The sequence below is a fragment of the Clostridium sp. genome (genome assembly GCF_050717635.1).
Classification (GTDB): Bacteria; Bacillota; Clostridia; order Clostridiales; family Clostridiaceae; genus Clostridium_AD.
This window is the reverse complement of the sequence record NZ_JBOITO010000041.1, coordinates 36634-56398: the sequence shown is the minus strand read 5'-3', so window position 1 is coordinate 56398 and position 19765 is coordinate 36634. Positions and strand designations below refer to the sequence as shown.

19 protein-coding genes are annotated in these 19765 nt (G+C 30.4%); 17 read left to right on the top strand and 2 right to left on the bottom strand.

Annotated features, from left to right (window positions below):
- Positions 1-93 precede the first annotated feature (93 nt).
- The 13 genes from ACREWB_RS21425 to ACREWB_RS21365 all read left to right on the top strand — a co-directional run bounded on the left by ACREWB_RS21425 (position 94) and on the right by ACREWB_RS21365 (position 13468).
- A complete protein-coding gene (locus ACREWB_RS21425; protein ID WP_431549513.1) occupies positions 94-657 on the top strand; it encodes an MrcB family domain-containing protein in 564 nt (187 codons plus the stop codon).
- Positions 658-719: 62 nt separating this feature from the next.
- Positions 720-1157: a DUF8727 domain-containing protein gene (locus ACREWB_RS21420; RefSeq protein ID WP_431549512.1), complete on the top strand. Its 438-nt coding sequence runs from the start codon at positions 720-722 to the stop codon at positions 1155-1157.
- On the top strand, positions 1126-1941 hold the full coding sequence (locus tag ACREWB_RS21415) for a DUF2357 domain-containing protein (protein ID WP_431549511.1): 816 nt from the start codon (positions 1126-1128) through the stop codon (positions 1939-1941). The genes ACREWB_RS21420 and ACREWB_RS21415 overlap by 32 nt, the downstream gene beginning before the upstream one ends.
- The gene (locus ACREWB_RS21410) at positions 1925-2920 is read left to right on the top strand and encodes a DUF8743 domain-containing protein (protein WP_431549510.1); all 996 of its coding nucleotides are present in this window, start codon (positions 1925-1927) and stop codon (positions 2918-2920) included. Before ACREWB_RS21415 ends, ACREWB_RS21410 begins: the two co-directional genes overlap by 17 nt.
- Before the next feature lie 324 nt (positions 2921-3244).
- Positions 3245-3436, top strand: coding sequence for a Fic family protein (locus ACREWB_RS21405; RefSeq protein ID WP_431549509.1), 192 nt, complete (start codon positions 3245-3247; stop codon positions 3434-3436).
- 489 nt (positions 3437-3925) lie between these two features.
- Complete coding sequence (locus tag ACREWB_RS21400; RefSeq protein ID WP_431549508.1) at positions 3926-4336, top strand: hypothetical protein; 411 nt, start codon at positions 3926-3928, stop codon at positions 4334-4336.
- 31 nt (positions 4337-4367) lie between these two features.
- Entirely contained in the window at positions 4368-5372 is a 1005-nt protein-coding gene (locus tag ACREWB_RS21395; RefSeq protein WP_431549507.1) for a type II toxin-antitoxin system antitoxin SocA domain-containing protein, read from the top strand.
- Positions 5373-5861: 489 nt separating this feature from the next.
- A complete protein-coding gene (locus tag ACREWB_RS21390; RefSeq protein WP_431549506.1) occupies positions 5862-6665 on the top strand; it encodes a MerR family transcriptional regulator in 804 nt (267 codons plus the stop codon).
- 3 nt (positions 6666-6668) lie between these two features.
- Positions 6669-7331, top strand: coding sequence for a GyrI-like domain-containing protein (locus ACREWB_RS21385; RefSeq protein ID WP_431549505.1), 663 nt, complete (start codon positions 6669-6671; stop codon positions 7329-7331).
- A gap of 298 nt (positions 7332-7629) precedes the next feature.
- Complete coding sequence (locus tag ACREWB_RS21380; protein ID WP_431549504.1) at positions 7630-9879, top strand: McrB family protein; 2250 nt, start codon at positions 7630-7632, stop codon at positions 9877-9879.
- Positions 9854-11392: a DUF2357 domain-containing protein gene (locus ACREWB_RS21375; RefSeq protein WP_431549503.1), complete on the top strand. Its 1539-nt coding sequence runs from the start codon at positions 9854-9856 to the stop codon at positions 11390-11392. Before ACREWB_RS21380 ends, ACREWB_RS21375 begins: the two co-directional genes overlap by 26 nt.
- A 614-nt stretch (positions 11393-12006) precedes the next feature.
- Entirely contained in the window at positions 12007-12504 is a 498-nt protein-coding gene (locus ACREWB_RS21370; RefSeq protein ID WP_431549502.1) for an RNA polymerase sigma factor, read from the top strand.
- Positions 12497-13468 (top strand): hypothetical protein, encoded by a 972-nt coding sequence (locus ACREWB_RS21365; RefSeq protein ID WP_431549501.1) that lies wholly within the window; start codon positions 12497-12499, stop codon positions 13466-13468. The genes ACREWB_RS21370 and ACREWB_RS21365 overlap by 8 nt, the downstream gene beginning before the upstream one ends.
- Here the strand turns inward: ACREWB_RS21365 and tnpC are convergent.
- Positions 13465-14571, bottom strand: coding sequence for an IS66 family transposase (tnpC, locus tag ACREWB_RS21360; RefSeq protein WP_431549500.1), 1107 nt, complete (start codon positions 14569-14571; stop codon positions 13465-13467). The genes ACREWB_RS21365 and tnpC overlap by 4 nt on opposite strands.
- A 767-nt stretch (positions 14572-15338) precedes the next feature.
- Here tnpC and ACREWB_RS21355 point away from each other — a divergent pair.
- A complete protein-coding gene (locus ACREWB_RS21355; RefSeq protein ID WP_431549499.1) occupies positions 15339-16562 on the top strand; it encodes a Zn-dependent hydrolase in 1224 nt (407 codons plus the stop codon).
- Between the two features lie 99 nt (positions 16563-16661).
- Here the strand turns inward: ACREWB_RS21355 and ACREWB_RS21350 are convergent, their stop codons facing one another.
- Positions 16662-16832, bottom strand: a complete 171-nt coding sequence (locus tag ACREWB_RS21350) for a hypothetical protein (RefSeq protein ID WP_431549498.1) — start codon at positions 16830-16832, stop codon at positions 16662-16664.
- Between the two features lie 41 nt (positions 16833-16873).
- Between ACREWB_RS21350 and ACREWB_RS21345 the strand changes: the two genes are divergently transcribed.
- The 3 genes from ACREWB_RS21345 (at position 16874) to ACREWB_RS21335 (ending at position 19742) form a co-directional block, all read left to right on the top strand.
- Positions 16874-17590 carry a hypothetical protein gene (locus ACREWB_RS21345; protein WP_431549497.1) on the top strand — a complete coding sequence of 239 codons (717 nt, stop codon included), beginning with the start codon at positions 16874-16876 and terminating at the stop codon, positions 17588-17590.
- Between the two features lie 575 nt (positions 17591-18165).
- The gene (locus ACREWB_RS21340) at positions 18166-18765 is read left to right on the top strand and encodes a P-loop nucleotide/nucleoside kinase family protein (RefSeq protein ID WP_431549496.1); all 600 of its coding nucleotides are present in this window, start codon (positions 18166-18168) and stop codon (positions 18763-18765) included.
- Positions 18766-18902: 137 nt separating this feature from the next.
- Entirely contained in the window at positions 18903-19742 is an 840-nt protein-coding gene (locus ACREWB_RS21335; RefSeq protein ID WP_431549495.1) for an SEC-C metal-binding domain-containing protein, read from the top strand.
- Positions 19743-19765: the final 23 nt, after the last annotated feature.

Below are 19765 nucleotides of genomic sequence, written 5' to 3'. Positions count from 1 at the left end.
TTTAATCTAGCGAAAAGAACATTGAATTTATATTTACACAGGTCAGATAATGTTTTATAAGCTAGGGTAAATATAGATGATTCAGGGTTCAATATGGACAATAGTCTTAATGTTGGTAATAAAGATTACGAACATGGAAGTGTTTTTTATAAAGGATATAATTCAATTGATCTACCTTCTGATGAAGATTTGAAAAAAGATTTATTTAAAATGATTAATGTTTATAAGACGTATTTCATAAAAGTTTTTAAAGGTGGAGGTTCAGAGGGAATTACAAAAGAAAAGTATGTTAAAAAGCTGAAAAATAAGGAGAATACCATGATTGAAAATATAAAGGATTTAAAGAATTACATAAATTCAAAGAGCTTTATTTATACTAATGAAAGGTTATGTAACTTCTACCTCTCCCTAAAAACAAAACCCTTTGTTATCCTAGCAGGTATAAGTGGATCAGGAAAATCTAAACTTGTAAGATTATTTGCAGAAGCAATTGGAGCAACTAAGGAGAATGGAAGATTTAACATGATCTCTGTTAAACCAGATTGGAATGATAGCACGGAACTTTTTGGTTATAAAAATATAAATGAAGAATTTATACCAGGTAAACTTACTAAAATTATTTATGAGGCTTCTATACTATTGAGTTTTCTGATGTAAATCTACAAAGTCTTGAGTTTTCAGATGAGGATATTCAAGCTAAATTTTTAAAGAATAATTTTTTGAAGGCTTCATTTTTAACTATTAAGGATGCCGTAAGATATGATAAGGATTATGTAACTGAAATCAATAATAAAATTATAGCTATAAATGTTATTTTAAATATAGGGAATAAGCATTTTGGGTATAGAGTTCGTGATGAGATAGTTTTTTATACGCTTGAAAATAAAATAGCTGGGTTACTTTCAGAGGATAACGCCTTCGATTATCAGATTATGCAGAAGGTGCTGCCTATAATTACTGGTAGCAAATACATAGTAAAAGAAATACTTATTAAGCTTTTTAATTTTTGTAGTCCAAATGGAGAAATAGCTGATGGTACAGAATATTTAGATGCTGCTGAAAAATTTAAAGAGAATGCTTTATATATTGAAAGTGCAGATAAAATTATAAAGATGTTAAGAGGGTATGAAGATGGTTTCGCTTCTTTCTGGGGATAATGTAAATATAATTTCTATTAAAACAGATGATTTTACACTGAATTTCATGGGTAGCATAAGCAATAAAAAAGCTGAGGCAATTAAGGCTAATTTAAATATTCCAGCTTTTATAAAGGTCATAAGTGAAGAGTATTTAAAAGTAGAAACAAAAACGTTATGTACAAATGGAGAGCTTGCAGTAAATAGTGGGTATAGTATGTTTCTTTGTTTTTTTGAGGATGGAATTTATCAAATTTGGCTGGAGAAAAATACTGAAAGTAGTATCGAGATATATCATATTAGTAGTGATATAAGAAAAAAAATAACTTCTATTGGGAATAATCTTATAGGGGCTTTCTCCTTCGGTGGAGAGATTGGGTATTCGACTTTTAAAATTAAAAAACAAGGTAGAATAGTTTTGGAGCTTACTATTGAAGTTTTTCCAACAAAAATGGATTATAGAAAAGATTATTTTGAAATTATGAATGATGTAAATGAGGAGATAGCTTCTTTAGCTTTTGAATTCTTAGGTAAAACCTATCATAGTTCGGCTCTTTCTGATGTTAAACATCAAACAGCAGCGGAGTTTGTTAATATCTTAAAAATTATATTTAACAACTTGGAGAGGGCTTTAATTCGTATCGAGAAAAATCCTAAACATATTATGCTGAATAGCGATGTGGTTAATAAATTTGAGAAAGCTAAGAAACCATCTAGAAATTCATTGAATTATTTAAGGAAGCATCCTCATGTATTAGCGAAAAGCAGTAAGGGTTTTATAATCATTAATGAAGATAAATATTAGTATGACTTATTCTAATAATGAGGGAAGGAGAATTTATATATTTGATGCTAAGTATAGATTATGTGTAGAAGGTAATGGTGATATAGGGCCTATGGAGGACGACATTAATGTAATGCATAGATATAGAGATGCAATTGTTGAAGAACTGGGTGACACTATGCAATTTAAGTATAAAACCTTTGGTGCTTATGTTATGTTTCCTTATAGTGATGAGAGTGAATTTTCGCATAATAAATATTATAAAAGCATTGAAAGTGTGAATATAGGAGCTTTTCCCATGCTTCCAGGTAGTACAAGTTTAATTAGAAATCACTTAGAGAAAATATTATGTCTATCAACAATTGAAGCAAAGCAGGAAAGAGTTGCAGTTGATGAATTTGATGACTATGCAAAGTTCAAGCTTAAAAATGTTATGGTGGTTAATGTGAAAGATGAAGATCATTTGAAAGCTTATGTTAAAAATAAGTTTTACCATATACCTGCTAGGAGATTGTCTAATGTTAGACTAGGTGTTGAGTATTTAGCTTTTTACGAATCTAAAAAATCATTTAGTGAGGGCAGTGGCATAAATTTTTATGGCAAGATAAAAGAAATGAAAAGATATAAACGCTTTATGTGTAGCGAGATTCCAGTTGGAAGAGGTAACTCAGAAGAAGAATATTTAAGGTTTGAATTAGAGGGGTTAATTGAAATTAATAATATTAAACCTGTGGAGTATGGAACGCAACTTATTACTTACACCACACTGTATTTACTAAAAAATGCAGGGAATATCCATGAGCTTAAACTTAAAAATAGGGAGGAGATTGACCTTTATAAACTTTTGAAGAAAATATCAAAGGAAAAGGGAGTGAAACTTCTGAGAAAAACGGACTGCTATGTTGTGGATGGTAGAGTTATTGAAATGCTTTTGCATAGGGAAGTTAGGGTTGATGGAAGGATAGTTGGATTTGGGGAGATTGAGGGTGTGTGGGTGTAAATATAGTCCTTAATTTTATACCAATGGCATCAGTAGTAGAAACCCATATTTCTACTGAAAGCTAATAATTACTTGCTCCTTATTCATTTTTAATTTCGTCGAATTAGGGGGAATTAAGATTAGAGTTATATAATTTTGCCATGTATCTATAAATAAAATTGTATGCTTTGTTTGATGCCAGAGAGTTTTCAGGTTCATAGGTGTAATGGAAAAATTTTTGATCGGAATGAAGATAAGATATGGACATAACTGATAATACGAATCTTGTTTCTGAGATGTATATGAGAAAGCAGGGAGCCTACACAGAAAATCGTATTATCCCATTTGCCTGGCTTATTGGAGTTTTGTGTAATACCAAGAACCAGAAGTGAAATGCAAGAATTTATGAGACTTAGTGATAGAGAAAATTTCAGAAAGAACATTTTAAATCCTCTGATTAAAGTGGAATTAATGAAATTAACAATGCCAGATAAGCCCACAAGCCCAAAACAGAGGTATTATTCTGAAAAAAGATAATACTTTATATTCAAATAAGGGAGTTCATTTTGTGAACTCCCTTATTTTTCAATTAAAGTATTTTACCAATATTGACGGATATAATTGAGGTACATTTTATACAAATACCGACGAACTGGTGCTGATAGAAAAGAATATAATTTGAAATTTTATAATTTAGAGGCAGTAATTGCGGTTGGATTTAGATCTAGTAGACGGTATCAATCGAATTGTACAGGATAGACTGTTTCAATCAGACTTTGATAAGTTTCTAAAGGTTTATTAGAAGAATAGCCACATATCGGAATTGATATCATATAATTATCATTATAAATAAATCCAAAAATAAAGCATTTACAATACTCATATTACTTTTTCGAAACTACTCGGTGGTGCTCATTAGTATAAAAATAAAATAATAAATTTAAAAAATGTACCAATTAGTGCATAATTATTGACGAATAGCATATAATATAGTACAATGAGATCGTAAAGATTGGAGTTGATGCAATGAGCGAACACTATAATCAAGATTATACTAAAGAAGAATGCAATGTTATTTTGCTAAAGATTAAGGAATGTGTCAACAATAATAAGTTCACAGTGGAGCAAAATAATAACAGAAATGAAAATATTCACTTTATTCAGGATTATAATATAAATCATTCTAAACAAAAGGCAATATTATTAAGCATTCAGACAACAGATTTTTGTCATTCATTAAAAAATACTAATATTGGTTATGAGTACGAAATACTATATGTTTTTTGTCCTCAAAGGACTCTCTTTGATGTATTTGGTGAAGAAGAGCTTGTGGATATTTATATAAAATTTAATATTATTGAATATGTAAAGAATAAGCGGGTAGTTACAATTTCATTTCATAAAAGGAACAAGCCAATCGATTATATTTTTAGATAAATGATTGCACCTTTGAAAGGAGAATTATATTATGAATAATTTAAATGTATTTTGCGAACATTGCAGAAAAGATGTGGATTATACCGAAAAAATAGAATATATGAGTGCAGAACTAAAAGGCGAGATTTATCCCTATTTTGGAAAAACAGCAACTTGTGATGAATGCTCTAATGAAATATATGTTAGTGAGGTTAACGACTACAATTTGATACAGCTTTACAATGAATTTAGGAAAAAGCATAATATTATTTCTTTAGAAAAAATATTAGAAATTCCGCGAAAATACAACATTGGTAAGAGACCTTTTTCATTACTAATGGGATGGGGCGAGCAAACATTTACTCGTTATTATGATGGAGATATGCCAACAAAGCAATATTCCGTAATTTTGAAAAAAGTTTATGAAGACCCTAATTATTATTTATCAATTTTGGAAGAAAATAAGGAAAAAATGAAGTCTCAATCTGCTTACGAAAAAAGTAAGATTGCTGCACAAAGTATTTTGGGAATTGAACAGATTTCTGAAATAGGAAAAATTGATGTTACTATAAACTATCTTTTGTGTAAGTGTGAAGATATAACACCCTTGGCACTGCAAAAATTATTATACTACGTTCAGGGATTCTACTATGCTTTTATGAATCGCTTTATTTTTGAAGAAAACTGCGAAGCATGGGTACATGGTCCTGTTTACAGAACTGTGTATAATAAGTACAGGGGATATTGTTACGACCCTATAAAATGTAATGATTTAATAACAGATATAATTTTATCTGGTTCAGAAAAAACTATCATTGATAATGTAATAAAAAATCTAGGCGGTTATAGCGGTAAAACCTTAGAGGCATTTACTCATTTAGAAACGCCTTGGCTAATCACTAGGGGCGATTTACCCATATCGTCAAATACAGATAGAGAAATAGATAGGCAATTGATTAGCAGTTATTTTACAAATGTTAAACAGAAATACAATATGCTAAACCCATCCGATATTAGGGCATATAGTAAAGTGATGTTTGAGCAAATATCATTGTAAGAAGGAAATTGGAATAGATATAAATATATCTGTTCGGGATATTTGGATGGTAGCAAGAAGAAAGTGTTTCCAGTTTATCTCTGGGGTCGTGTCTAGAACCAATAATTGTAAATTACAATGAGTTTTAAAGGGGATGTCTCAAAATGATTAAATTAATCATTTTGAGACATCCCCTTTTCTAAATTCCTAATCAGAAAAATAATTAGAAATTAGAAATAATATCTCCTTTTTAAGGAAACAAGCAAAGAAGATTAATCTGCACATCTTTGTGAAAATGTATGGGGAAATTAATGAACCATCCAAGCCTTATTTCTGCATAGGTAAAGGCAATATAACTTTTAATAATATAGAATGATATGGTAAAATAAACATAGGCAACATTAAATATTTCTAGTACCCTATTCTCTCTTGTTATTTTAATTATCACAAGATAGTACTTGACTTTCCTGTGCAGGGGATAGTTTATGATATCAATATAGAGGTGATACAGTGTATAAAATAGGAGAATTTTCAAAAATAACAAATCTAAGCGTGAAAGCTTTACGGTATTACGATGAAGAAAATATTCTTAAACCTTCTTATCGGTGTGAAGAAAATTCATACAGGTTTTATGACGATAATGAGTTTAAGAAGGCAGAACTAATTGTGATGTTACGGGAGCTGAATTTTTCGATTTCTGAAATTAAAGATGTTATAAGTATATATCAGGATAAAGCTGATATATACTATATCTTAGAAGAAAAGAAAGATATGATTAAGAAGAAAATTACGGAAGAGAAAGCATTGCTAAAAAAAATCAACCTCTATATTAAACCAAATTTATTGGAGGATGATATTGTGAACTACAAGATTGAGGTAAGGGATATTCCAGCTGTTAAGGTGGCATCTATTAGGTATAAAGGTAAGTACAGTGATATTGGTATGTATATCAGTAGAATATACAAAGTAATAAAAAGTGCTGCAAAGGATCAACCTTTTAGTTGTTATTATGATGGTGAATATAAAGAAGAAGCAGATATAGAAGTCTGTGTTCCTATATCAAAACAAGTTAATGACCCCAACATTACTACAAAAGAATTACCACAAATTAGAGTTGTTTCAACAAGACATACAGGAAGTTATGAAAGCATAAACATGGCATATAAAGCTATTTTTGACTATGCGCAGGAAAACAACATTAACTTCTTAATACCATCTAGAGAAATATATATAAAAGGACCTGGAATGATATTTAAAGGTAATCCCAGCAACTATATTACGGAAATTATTATTCCAATTAAACAGGAGGCGTAAATCATGATTACAGAGAAGATAGACTATAAGAAAAAATATAAGGATTTGTATTTGCCAAAGCAAAAGCCAATGGTGGTTGATGTACCCACTATGACCTTTATCATGGTAAATGGAAGTGGTAACCCTAATAACGAAGATGGAGAATATCATAAGGCAGTGGAGCTACTATATGGATTGGCTTATACAATAAAGATGAGTAAGAGGAATGGCTATGATCCAGAAGGTTATTTTGATTATGTTGTACCACCGCTAGAAGGATTATGGTGGGTAGAAGATGATAACATGGATTTCACACTAAAGGACAAATATCTTTGGACTTCAATGATACGGCAACCAGAATTTGTGACTAAAGAGGTTTTCGAATGGGCATGTGAAGAACTTAAAAGGAAAAAACCTAAAATTGATATTTCAAAGGCATATCTAGAGAACTTTAGTGAGGGATTATGCGTTCAAATAATGCACATTGGACCATTTGACGATGAACCAAAATCAGCTAAACTGATTGAAAATTATATAAGTGAAAATAACTTAATAGATGCAATTTCAACTGCTTACCCTGATGGAAGAATACGTAGGCATCATGAAATTTATTTGTCTGATCCAAGAAAAACTGCACCTGAAAAGATGAAAACTATCTTGAGGCATCCGGTTGTTAAGGTGGATTGATATAAATTTATAGTAAGGCGATATAAAGGTTATATAATAAAATATACAGTATAATTGATGTGGTACAAGATACATTACCTAATAAACCTACAAGTCCAAATCAAAAATATTATAATGATAAAACGGGCAGGTAAATCAAGATGTTCTATTTAGAGGCAGGTATTCCTGCCTCTTTTATGGTTCCAGGCCTATTGAAGCTTTGTATGAAACCAGTAACCAGAAGTTGGAATACAATGGACAACTTATGCTTAATATTGTAAAATTAAAAGTAATAATTACAATATGGGGTGAGAGGTTTATGATAAACATTAAACGGTTTGAAGAAATATTAAATATGGAAAATACTCCAGAGAGATACAAAAGAGTTTTGTCTGAGATTCAACCTGTTTTGGATGGCATTATGCATGATTTTGTGAATAGCTATAGTAAACAAGATAGTTCATTAGTGAATTATGAGCTGAAAACTTATGCAGATACTCTAAGAAACACTGATAATGATTCTATACATACTAATTATGCTGATGGAGATACATTTATAGGGACAGGGGATTTTTCTGCTCTAATGAAAAAATATGATAACGATGTAGAACTTTTCATATTAGGACTTACTTGCTATGGAGAAAGTAGAGTAGTTCGAATAGGTATGGAAATAGAGTTTGATTATTTGTGGCAAGTATTAAGGTCAAATGATCTTGAGGGAATAGTAAATAACCTGAGTGAAGATATTAAAATATTTTTAATAGAAGCTCCATTTGAGGAAATTCCTAAAGAGAAACTTGTGGAAACTATTAAGAAAACATCAAAATCTAGAAAGAGGTCTCCGATTTTTATTGGACTTGAGACATCTTTTGAAACTATAGACGATGAGAGCGAATTAGTTAATTCTCTATGGAGAGTATGGTGTGAACTTGAAAAATTAAGAGAATTCAGTTTGAATAATTCTGTTAAGCGGAGCAAGTCTTCAGGTGTATTAAATCTAATAAAGGGCTTTAGTGAAGATTTAAAAATAAGTCTTTATAAACATGAATATGAAGTTAAGTTTGGTGAAACTCAAAAACGTAATTCACGAGCGGGGTATTTTCAAAAGTACATGCTAAATGAAAATGGACAGATGGTCACTAGCGGAGTTATAAATTATTATAAAAGGAATAGTGCAGAATCAACATATGAGATGTTAAGTGTGTATGTAAATGGTTTTGAACAAATATATACAGGTCCAAGAATGCTGTTTGAGAAAGATAAAGTGGAATGGTTTATAAAGAAAAGCTTCTCAAAGCAAGCACAGAACAATGCTATTCTTTTAACAGAAGCAATGGAGTCGCTTAGAACCCATGGTTTTGAAGTTAGAGACAATAAATACTATATTGCAACCTTTGATAATTCCACCATGAATTTTACTGAAAATATTCGTCAGGTTAAGGAACGTCTTTTAAAAGCAGCATTAATATTTGCGGATACTAGTAAAGTAATAGCTCTGCCCAAAGAAGCCATTATTGAAATAGCAGGGGATGAAGGTGAGGAAGGTAATGAAGGTGGGGAAAGTGATCAAATTGAATATAAAAGTAATTTTGAGTTGACTGAAATTATAAAGGTTTTTGAAGAAAGCAAATTTATTTTTACTGTGGATACTATTAGGGATTTTCATCTAAACCTTACTTCATTAGGTGATAAGCATTTTGTCATATTAAATGGTATATCCGGTACTGGTAAAACTCAGATTTGCAGTATTTATGCAAATGCTGTATATGGACTAGCATACGAAGATCAGAATCCGTATTTAAAAGTAATACCTGTAAGGCCAGACTGGACAGATTCTACAGCGCTATTCGGTTATTATAGTGCGTTGCAAAAGAGATATGTAATGACTGAATTTTTAAATTGTATACTTAATGCACTAGAGGAAAGAGATAAGCCTCATTTTATAGTGCTGGATGAGATGAATCTTGCAAGAGTAGAGTATTATTTAAGTGATTATTTAAGTGCAGTGGAATCAAGAAAACCAGTAAGGTTACATAGTGAAAATAATATTAAAAATATTCCAGTGGAAGTTGTAATACCCCCTAATATATATATTATTGGTACTGTAAATGTAGATGAAACAACTTATACTATTTCAGATAAAGTTTTGGATAGGGCATTTGTTATGACATTATCAGATGTTAATTTAGCAAATTATTGGGAATCCAAGGAGCAATCTGTAAGGGATAAATTTGAGAGTGAATATAACATATTATCAGAACTACATAATATATTAAAGCCTTATAATTTACATTTTGGGTATCGTTCCATGGATGAAATGATAAGTAAAATAAGCGCAAATGCAAAATTGCAAAGTGGCCTTCAAATGGAGAGGAAAAGTATGTTGGATAGAGTAATTTGTGAAAAAGTTTTTCCGAAGATTAGGGGAGATGAAAGTATAGAAAATCTAATTGGTAAATTACTACAGTGGACGAATAAACACTTTAGTGAAGGTTCAGAGGTTGAAAAACATCTATTAATAATGAAAGGAGAACTTGAACGCTATGGAACAGCTCAGTTCTGGAGATAGAATTAGCACACTTGGAACTTCAAATGGCCAGGAGGTGCAAATATTTGATGAAGTGGAAAAGACTTGGGTTAAAATTGAGGAAGCTTATTTAGAGGAAGCCAAAGTGTATTCTTGGAGAATAAATAATGAAAAATTAATATATATTACTATGCAAGCAGTGCCACTATTGATGCTAAAAAGCTGTGGCAATGACCATAATTTCAATGGATTTTCTGGTACTATACAGACTCCTTTTGCCTCAGGAATAATTGACTTTAACATAAATATAGATGGCAGTACTCAAATAGTAAAATCGTTTGTATATCCAGACAGTAGAAAGATTACATTAGAGCAGTATGAAAATATGATTTATGACATATTAGAGGAAGCAAATATTTGTTTAAAGTATTCAGGACTTGGAATGTCTATTGATACCCATGGAGCGCAAAGAAAAATTTCCTTTGCGCAATGGAATTATATACAAAGAAGTATGGTGAAGCTTAAGAGGATATTTATTAAAATAGAAGAGGCTCCACTTAAGGTGCTTATAAAGAATGAATTAATAACTGATTTAGAAAGAGTTAAAAGAATTGGTACAAAAACTGAAAATTGGATAGAGAAAAATGGACCTAGATTTGGTGGAACTGAAAATAAGCTGCCAAATTACATTAAGGTTATTAGCTCAGAAGAAACTTACAACATATATGAAAATATGGTTATAAAATTTCAACTTATGGAACTCCAAATGATGCTCCGACAGTATTACAGAGTGGAGTATGAAGAGATTAAATTAAAAGCAAGGCAATACTTAGATTTAGTTAACTATTGGCTTTCAAATTCTTATTTGGCGAAGGTACGTCCCTATAAAGGAAAGGTTGCCATATCCCAGGTATTTAGAAAGCATCCAATTTATAGATTATGGTACAACTGGTTTCATGAGTTATATAATCATAAAAAGTGGAAGGCGGGGTTAAAAACGAATTTCCCGCTAAAGGATACTTTTCAAATATATGAAATATGGGCATTTATGCAGGTAATTAAGGTTTGTAGGGAATTAGAAGTATTAGAAGATACTTCTGGCATTTATTTAAAAAATGTAGATGGCATATTATTGGAGCTCTGTGAGCATAACGAAAGCAAGATTGTGCTTAAAAATGGAGGTATATTATATTATCAAAAGTGTTTTCAACGTAACTCAAAACCTTACTATACTTATACTCAAAGAATGATACCGGATATTATACTGGAGTTTAACGGAGAGCTTCTGGTGTTAGATCCTAAGTATAGGGTAGATGCTAATTTAGGTATTGCACTTGCTAAAATGCACAAGTATAGGGATGGAATATTAAGAAAAGGTGATGACTTCAGAGTAGTCAGGGAAACTTATATATTAGCACCGATAAAAGGAGAGCAGTCAAAGAAATTATTTGATGAGGAATATCATAAAAGATATAATATGGGTGCTTTTGTTTTTAAGCCTGGTTGCGAGATACAAGAATTTAAAGATTTTCTTAGTGAAAAATTATTGATGTGAAAGTATGTTAAAGTTGAAGGATGATAAAATAAAGTTTAAAAGTGAAATAGTGAATCATGAATATATGTTTTCTATTGGTAAAGATCTTGTTCGGGATGAATTCATGTAGATATATTACCATTGTATGAGATCTGGTTCCGATGTATCTCCAGACATAAAACAAATCATTTAAGCACCCTTTTTAATATCTAGATCTAACATTAATTCTAGTGGTAAATAATAACCATCTATTATGCATATCTTTCTGTTTCTTTAGCAGTATAAAGCCATTTGTTAACAGTAAAATTCATTTTCCTAAAGTGTGAAGTGGTAACAGGTTTTGCTTGTTTATTAAGAGGAGTGATCAAAGCTATATCTGGTGCGATAATTCCTAATATGCCAATTGTATTTTTAATTGGACTTATATATATTGTTTATAAAATCTGGTAGCGTGAAAATCAGAAGATCCACTGATTTTTAAATATTTAAATTACTAAAGGGAATTCAGAAAGTGAACTCCCTTTTTTAGTAGTTGCAGTAACGGTAATAGAAAAAAATTAGTTATTTATAAAATTTTTCTAACATTTTAAGATATTTGTTCCAATTCAATTGTGTTGTATGTAGGAGGTGAAAATATGGAAAAACATTCTTTATTCCGTTCGGATAAAATATTAGATGAAATATATAAGCGGAATGTTAATAGGGTTTATAGATTGTGCTATATGTATTTAAAAAATACTACTGATGCTGAGGATGCTGTTCAATCTGTATTTCTAAAACTCATAAAATCCAATATTACTTTTAATGACCATGAGCATGAAAAGGCATGGCTAATAATCACATCTAAAAATTATTGCAAAGATGTTTTTAAAAGCTTTTGGAGATCTCACAGAGTGGCCGCTTACTCTTTACCGGAAATACTAAATAATCAAAAACAGCCAGGGGAAGTGATGGAAAAGCTTCTTGCGTTGCCTGAAAAATACAAAACGGTTTTATATCTTTACTATTTTGAAAACTACAGGGTGAAAGATATATCACGACTGTTAAATCGGAACGAAAGCACTATACAAACTCACCTAGCTAAAGGACGTGAGCGCCTAAAAATTGATTTAGGAGGTAACTTTTATGAATAATAATATTAATAATTTGTTCAAAGCTATTGTACCAACGGAAGATGTGAAGGAAAAAATGTTTCATGAAATACTGAAACAAAGTAAAATCATGGTTAATGACGAAAACCCAAAACAATCAAAACACTTTCATATTAAAAAAAGGTTTATGCGTCCGATAGTTGCCTGTGGTGTTTGCCTAATGATAGTGCTAGGTTTAATTCCATTTATGGGTAATTCTACAGAAATTATGATATACGCTTATGAAACCGACTCCAAAATTGCAAGTGAAGGTGTAGATCTTTCCACTGGGAGTATATCAGATGATGGTGAAATGCGGGGGCAACTCCTTCAAATGTATGTCAAAGGCAAGAATATTGAAAGCATTAAATATTTTTGTAAAAATCAATATATGGACTTTACAGACTGGACTGAAACAAGAAAAAGTTATAGCATGTCAAAAAACTTCACCATTAATTATGGTGAAAATACATCGGATTATAACTATCTTGTGATTTATTGGAATCCCAATGATACTATTCGTAAGCTTACTGATAATAATATTGGTATTTCAAATTTAAGTGACGAGTTGCGAAATGATATAATTGTGATGGAAGTCAATTTTAAAAATGGAAGTACAGTTACGAAAGCAATAAATATTAAATTACAGGATAATGGAAAAATCATTGCTTCAATGAATGCATATACAATTTCAGACAAAAATGACTTTATTTTAAGTCCTGAACCTCTTATCAAAAAAACATCCCCACAACCTGTTGTTAAAAAAGATGATAACATTAAAAAGTCAAATTATTCGGCTAAAGAAATTAATATTGCGCAACAGGCAGCAGAGGCATATTATAATGACAAAACCAAATTTACGCTTATTTCTATAGAACGGGACACAAGTAGTGAATTCCTTAAAGAAAAATATGAGGGCTATTATTCTAATAATATTGTTGCATTTAAGGTACATGTAATTGATTAACTTTCAGCCATAAAAGTTACTCCTTTAGATTTAAGAGAATCAACGTCTCTTTTTATATCAATTAAAAGGCTTCCCATGCTAGTAGCCCATACATGGTCAAAGTTTTCATGTATACCTTTTAAAATTCTCATATTATGAGCATTACATTCAGCATGAGTACAGTTTGTGAATGTATAATATGGTTTCCAATGATCATGAATCATGGTTCCTTCAAAACTTGGAAGTATACCTATCTCATTGGTAGCAATTGCTCCTCTTTTTTTATGTATAGCATAATGCGTAATGCTACTTGTGGAAGCAACATGAACCCAATTTATTTTACCTTTTAAACGTAGTCCTGATTCATCAGTATGAAGGACTTCAACCTTCTTAAGTTGTTCTTTAATAGTCTCTTCAAATTTATCAAGGCTATCATAAAGACGATTATTTGCATTCACAATAGTTCCTTGGCTAATATTTTTACCTGTAAGGTTTTTAATGATTTCAGTTGTTCTAGCAAGAGGTACAAGTTGATAGTTTGAAAGGTATACCATTAAAGCCTGCAGGTTTTCACCATATTGTACGGGTTGAGTTACTGTTAATGGGAAATCAGTTTTATGAACTTCTTTGCAATCTGGACATACCACTTCGTGGGTTCTATACTCGGTAACATTCATAACAATCTTAGGTAAATCTACTACTTGTCTAGTTTGAATTTTACCTTCAAGACCAGATAAATTACAGTCACAATTGCAAGTTTTTTTCCTTATATCTATAATATTATCAGGATTATCAATTTTCAAAAGAGTCTTTCCACTATGACCAACTTGCCCTCCTGAGGACCTACCGGTCTTTGTTCGGCTATTTGACGGCTTTTTATTGTTATTTGTTGACGGTGGCTTGCTACTGTTATTACTATTTTTATTATGCATGGTTTCTAACTCAATATTTCGTGCAATAAGTAAGTTATTATCATCCCTAAGTGAGCTTATTAAATGATTTAAGTTAATCACTTCAACATTGAGATCGCTAATTTGATTTATTAATCCACTATTCATTTCTTTCAGTAAAGTAATAATTTCAGTTATACCATTATTATAGTTATTAATTTTTGTATCATCCATCTAATATTCACCACCAATCAAATCATATTATTAATCTCTCTGGTAGTATATTCGACATCGGATAGCCAATATCTTTTTTGCCAATATAAGTATTTTGTTGATTTGCAATGCCTGAGTAGTAACGTATTTTATATTGATAATTATAAAAGTAAAACAGTTACTATTATTAAAATACTATATGGTAGGAGATAGGAATAGCTATAATGCCAACCATAACTCCATTTCCTTGGTGATTTTTATTATATTATGCAATTAAATGATAAACAATTTATTTAAAAATTATTTTAAAAACACAAAAGGGAAGTTCACTTTATGAGCTTCCCTTTCAATATATATCATATTTAATTTTAAATTAAGTAGAGCATAGCCATTATTTTTTAATTAAAGTATTCATCTGTGTCTTTTACATATATTAAAGACCTCTTATTTATAAAATCGTACTATCCTCTAAACACTGCGGAATTTCAATTTGAACCATTGGACTATCCCCTTTCTATTAGTAATTATTTCAGTTAATCTAATGAAAGTTAATAAATTTGTGGAATTACTTACACGCGTCTAGGAATGATTTAAAATTTTTTTCTTTGAGTATGAACCTATAATAACATAATGGAGACTGATCCTTGGTAATTACTGTGATTAATAGAGGGGAAATTGTTATAATTTCAAATATTTATCCTAAGTATGATATAATGTACAGAATTATGGGGTGATTCTATCAATTACATCTAAATGAATTATTTGTCTTATAAATGGAGGTTAGTAATATGATAAATTGTAATAAAGACAGAGTGCAAAATAAGATTGAAACATTTTCTACATTTGGTGATGCTGGACATGGAGGTATCACAAGGTTTTCTTTGTCAGAAGAAGCACTTCAGGCTAGAGAAGAATTCGTTAAGAGAATGAAGGCAGTTGGGGTTGAGACTGTTACCGATGATATGGCGAATATGTATGCAACTCTTCCTGGAACAGAAGCGAATTTTAAGGGAATTGTAATCGCATCACATTGTGATTCAGTTAGAAATGGTGGTAATTACGATGGTATTCTGGGAGTTATAACAGCACTTGAAGTAGTTGAAACAATAGTTATAGAAAAGATTTCTCATAGGCATCCAATTACAGCAATGATATGGACCAATGAAGAAGGTTCACTTTATGCTCCTGCAATGATGTCTTCTGGAGTTGTTTGTGGTAAGTTTGAAAAAGATAAGATGTTAGAGTCTAAGAGTCCGAAAGGAAAGACATTTGGTGAAGCTTTGCAGGAGAGTGGGTATATAGGGGACGAGATAAATAGACTGAGTCCTAAAAACTATATGGCAATGCTGGAACTACACATAGAGCAGGGTCCTGTCCTTGAAGCTGATAAGAAGCAGATTGGCGTTGTTGAAGGCGTTGTAGGAATGGTTAACTATAGAATTAGGACGTATGGACAGGCTGATCATGCTGGAACTACACCAATGCCATACAGAAGAGATGCTCTTCTGGCTGCAGCTTCTGTTCTTAAATATTTACATGAAGAACTTGATAAACTTGACAGTAAGCTTGTATATACTACTGGTGAGATTATTTGCCACCCATGTGTACATACAGTTATTCCTGACTTGGTTGATTTTTCATTAGATGCAAGACATCAAGATCCAGAGGTTATTAAACAAGTTGTTGAAATAATAAAGAATATGCCTAAGGAATTTGATAAGTGTGAAGTTAAGTATCAAGAGGCGTGGGCGCGTGATACAATTGAATTTGATGAAGAATTAGTGGGTTTAGTTCAAAAGAGTGTCGATGCACATGGCTATACAAGTGAAAAAATGTACAGTGGTGCTGGACATGATGCACAGTATGTTGCAAGTATAATACCTACAACTATGATTTTTGTTCCAAGTAAGGATGGACATAGCCATTGCGAACCCGAATTTACATCGCTTAAAGAATGTTTGAGTGGCATAAATGTAGTTCTTCAGACAGTTTTGGAAATTGATAGGAAGTAGAAATCTTATAAATAAAAATTAATTAAGATATACTGTGGAGCTGAGCCTATCTTTATTGAAACTACTAGGGGGCAATACCTCATGAGTCACATTATGATTTCAGCAGTACTTTACAAGCCTATCGTAAAAGCATGTATAATTAAGTCGAAGCGCAAAATCTCCACCTAAATCCAGCACAGCATTATAGTCGATATTTATTAAAAGTTCATTATTTGCTGCCAGACGATTCATGGTTTCAAAAGCAACAGAACTTATTTGTTTTAAATTCACAATTATAAAGAAGACAAGAATGTATGAGAGGAGAGTTCAATTTGAAGATATTAAAAGTATTAAAATTAATTATTATTGGCTTGGTTTCACTAATTAGTATACTAATATTAACATTAGGCGTTTGGGTGTTGATCACAACTATTCAAACAAAGTTATTTTTACCCAAAGAGTACATAATCTGGACTTTTAAATATCCTTTTTCTGTTTTAGTTTTTATTTATGAGTTTTATATTATATTTGGATTTTTCTGCTTTTTAAATAAGAGTTTTAGAAAATTTATAATTAATTTTAATAAAAGATTTATAAAAAAGAATAGAAAATCCTTTCTTGCTAGTTTGATAATATTAAATATAATTTTGATTTATACAATACTCTTTAATGTTACCGTTATAACAAATAATAAAATAATAGACTATACTTTTTTATCACCACAAGGCAATCAATATAGCTTTAATGATATTGTAAAGATTGACACAGGAGTTTATGGTAAGAAAACACATTTTCCTTATTCGCATTATACAAAAGGTGATTTTTATTATATTTTGCTATTAAATGATGACAATAAGATACATTTAACTGATGGGGGAAGGACTAAAAATGATGAAGATGAACATTTTATCATTGAAAAACTTGACATTCAATATGTAAACATGGGTATTCCTAAAGTATCAAATATTGAGAATTTCGAATTTTGTACCGAAGGATTAGCTAAAAGATATACTGATAAAATACGAAATATATTGTTAAACATTAAATGATAAACAATTTATTTATAAACTAATTTAAAAATACAAAAGGGAAGTTCAATTTTATGAACTTCCCTTTCAAAATATATCATATTTAATTTTAAATTAAGTAGAGCATAGCCATTATTTTTTAATTAAAGTATTCATCTGTGTCTTTTACATATATTAAAGACCTCTTATTTATAAAATCGTACTATCCTCTAAACACTGCGGAATTTCAATTTGAACCATTGGACTATCCCCTTTCTATTAGTAATTATTTCAGTTAATCTAATGAAAGTTAATAAGTTGTGGAATTACTTCCACGCTTCTTGTAATGATTTAAATTTTCTTTCTTTGGTTATGCATTTATAATAACATAGTAATTAGTGTTTGTAAAGATTTATTTTCAATTAATAATGAATATTGGTTAATGTTGGTTAATGTATAATTTAATCCTTATTAATACAACCAACATAGATGAATATAAAGGCATATAACTTATAACATATTAGACAGAAAAAAGAGGTATAATAAATGTGGATATAAAAAATTCAATAAGTTTGAGAAGTTTCAAAATCAAAAATTTTTACTAGGAGAGGATTGTTGTGAAAAAATTAATTTTAGTAACATCACCGCCAGCAAGTGGGAAAACTTATATCTCAAAAAAACTTGCTGAGGAATTAAGCCATGTTGTCTATCTTGATAAAGATACATTAATTACATTATCAAAACAGATTTTTGTTGCAGCAGGTGAAAAATACAATAGAAGCTCAGATTTTTTTAATGAAAATATACGTGACTCTGAATACGATACAATAGTAGCACTTGCACTGGAAGCTTTGAATTATGATGATATTGTGCTAATTAATGCACCATTTACAAAGGAAATACGAGATTTGAATTATATCAAGAGGCTAAAAGCAATATTAAAAGATAAGAATGCATCTTTAGTAGTTATTTGGGTAGAAACTTTAATAGATGTAACCCATCAAAGAATGATTGAGAGAAATTCTGATAGGGATGTATGGAAACTTGCACATTGGAATGAATATATTGCAGATATTAATTTTGATATTCCTGTTGCCTTGGATGACCCTTATATAAAAGATGATTTGCTTATCTTCAAAAACTCTTCTAATGAAGAATTCACCGACTCCCTAATAAAAACAATTTATATACTAGAAGAATCTACGGGTAGAAAATAAATATATAAATATTAATTCATATTAAACAAGGTACTATTAATTGAGTGCCTTTTTTTATTGTTGAAAAGGCATCATTGATCCTGAAAACTTTTCACCTGAAGAAATATGTGTATTGGAATTGAAAAACACATATAAAAATGAAAAACGAAATTTCAGAAGATTTTATAGTTAAATCAAAGTTTTATTCATCGAGTATGATTATAAAAGAAAGCTACTGTATTAATCCCAAGTGTGACTGTAGAGAGGTAGCGCTTAAATTCTTAAAGGTTAGCGAAGGAAATAATGAAGGAAAATTACTTTTTAGTGTAACATTAAATATTGATACGCTTAAAGTAATAAATAAAAAATATTATGATTTATCTGTTAAGGCTGATGAAATAATAGCTGAGTTTATAACTGATTTTGATTTGTTAATAAAGGACAGATTTAATAAAAACGATAAAATAAGCAAGGGACTTGAAGATGAAACTATTGTAAAACCTATTAGCCAGAATGCAATTAATCTTACATTGAATGGAAGTTGCGTAGCATTTAGTGAAATATTTGAGAATGTAGCAATAATAAATTTTAGAGATGAAATAAGCAATTTGATTTATATTGAGGATCAATATTGTATGAATCCTAAGTGTCCTTGTAATGAAGTTTTTATTTCTTTTATAGTAGTTAATGAAGTGGATAATACTGGTGAAAATATTTTTACATTAAGATATAGTTTAAAGAATGGAAAATATGATGTTGAATCTATGACATGTACTAATAATTATATGAATGATATATTAAAGTCATTTAAAAAAGAAGAAAAACAAATACGGGAAAACTTAAAGAAACGGTATAGGGATATGAAAGTCATGGGTAAGCAAATATATAATGAAACTAAGATTAATACGTTGCCACGAATATCTACAGTGCAAGTAGGAAGAAATGATATGTGCCCTTGTGGAAGCGGTAAGAAGTATAAAAAGTGCTGTGGATGTTAATGAAAGAGTAAAAGAACAGTATT

Excerpts from the sequence above, each read along its gene's own strand:
- ACREWB_RS21425 (WP_431549513.1), top strand. The coding sequence starts at position 94 with ATGGACAATAGTCTTAATGTTGGTAATAAAGATTACGAACATGGAAGT.
- ACREWB_RS21415 (WP_431549511.1), top strand. The coding sequence starts at position 1,126 with ATGAAGATGGTTTCGCTTCTTTCTGGGGATAATGTAAATATAATTTCT.
- ACREWB_RS21410 (WP_431549510.1), top strand. The coding sequence starts at position 1,925 with ATGAAGATAAATATTAGTATGACTTATTCTAATAATGAGGGAAGGAGA.
- ACREWB_RS21400 (WP_431549508.1), top strand. The coding sequence starts at position 3,926 with ATGAGCGAACACTATAATCAAGATTATACTAAAGAAGAATGCAATGTT.
- ACREWB_RS21395 (WP_431549507.1), top strand. The coding sequence starts at position 4,368 with ATGAATAATTTAAATGTATTTTGCGAACATTGCAGAAAAGATGTGGAT.
- ACREWB_RS21385 (WP_431549505.1), top strand. The coding sequence starts at position 6,669 with ATGATTACAGAGAAGATAGACTATAAGAAAAAATATAAGGATTTGTAT.
- ACREWB_RS21380 (WP_431549504.1), top strand. The coding sequence starts at position 7,630 with ATGATAAACATTAAACGGTTTGAAGAAATATTAAATATGGAAAATACT.
- ACREWB_RS21375 (WP_431549503.1), top strand. The coding sequence starts at position 9,854 with ATGGAACAGCTCAGTTCTGGAGATAGAATTAGCACACTTGGAACTTCA.
- ACREWB_RS21370 (WP_431549502.1), top strand. The coding sequence starts at position 12,007 with ATGGAAAAACATTCTTTATTCCGTTCGGATAAAATATTAGATGAAATA.
- ACREWB_RS21365 (WP_431549501.1), top strand. The coding sequence starts at position 12,497 with ATGAATAATAATATTAATAATTTGTTCAAAGCTATTGTACCAACGGAA.
- tnpC (WP_431549500.1), bottom strand. The coding sequence starts at position 14,571 with ATGGATGATACAAAAATTAATAACTATAATAATGGTATAACTGAAATT.
- ACREWB_RS21355 (WP_431549499.1), top strand. The coding sequence starts at position 15,339 with ATGATAAATTGTAATAAAGACAGAGTGCAAAATAAGATTGAAACATTT.
- ACREWB_RS21335 (WP_431549495.1), top strand. The coding sequence starts at position 18,903 with ATGAAAAACGAAATTTCAGAAGATTTTATAGTTAAATCAAAGTTTTAT.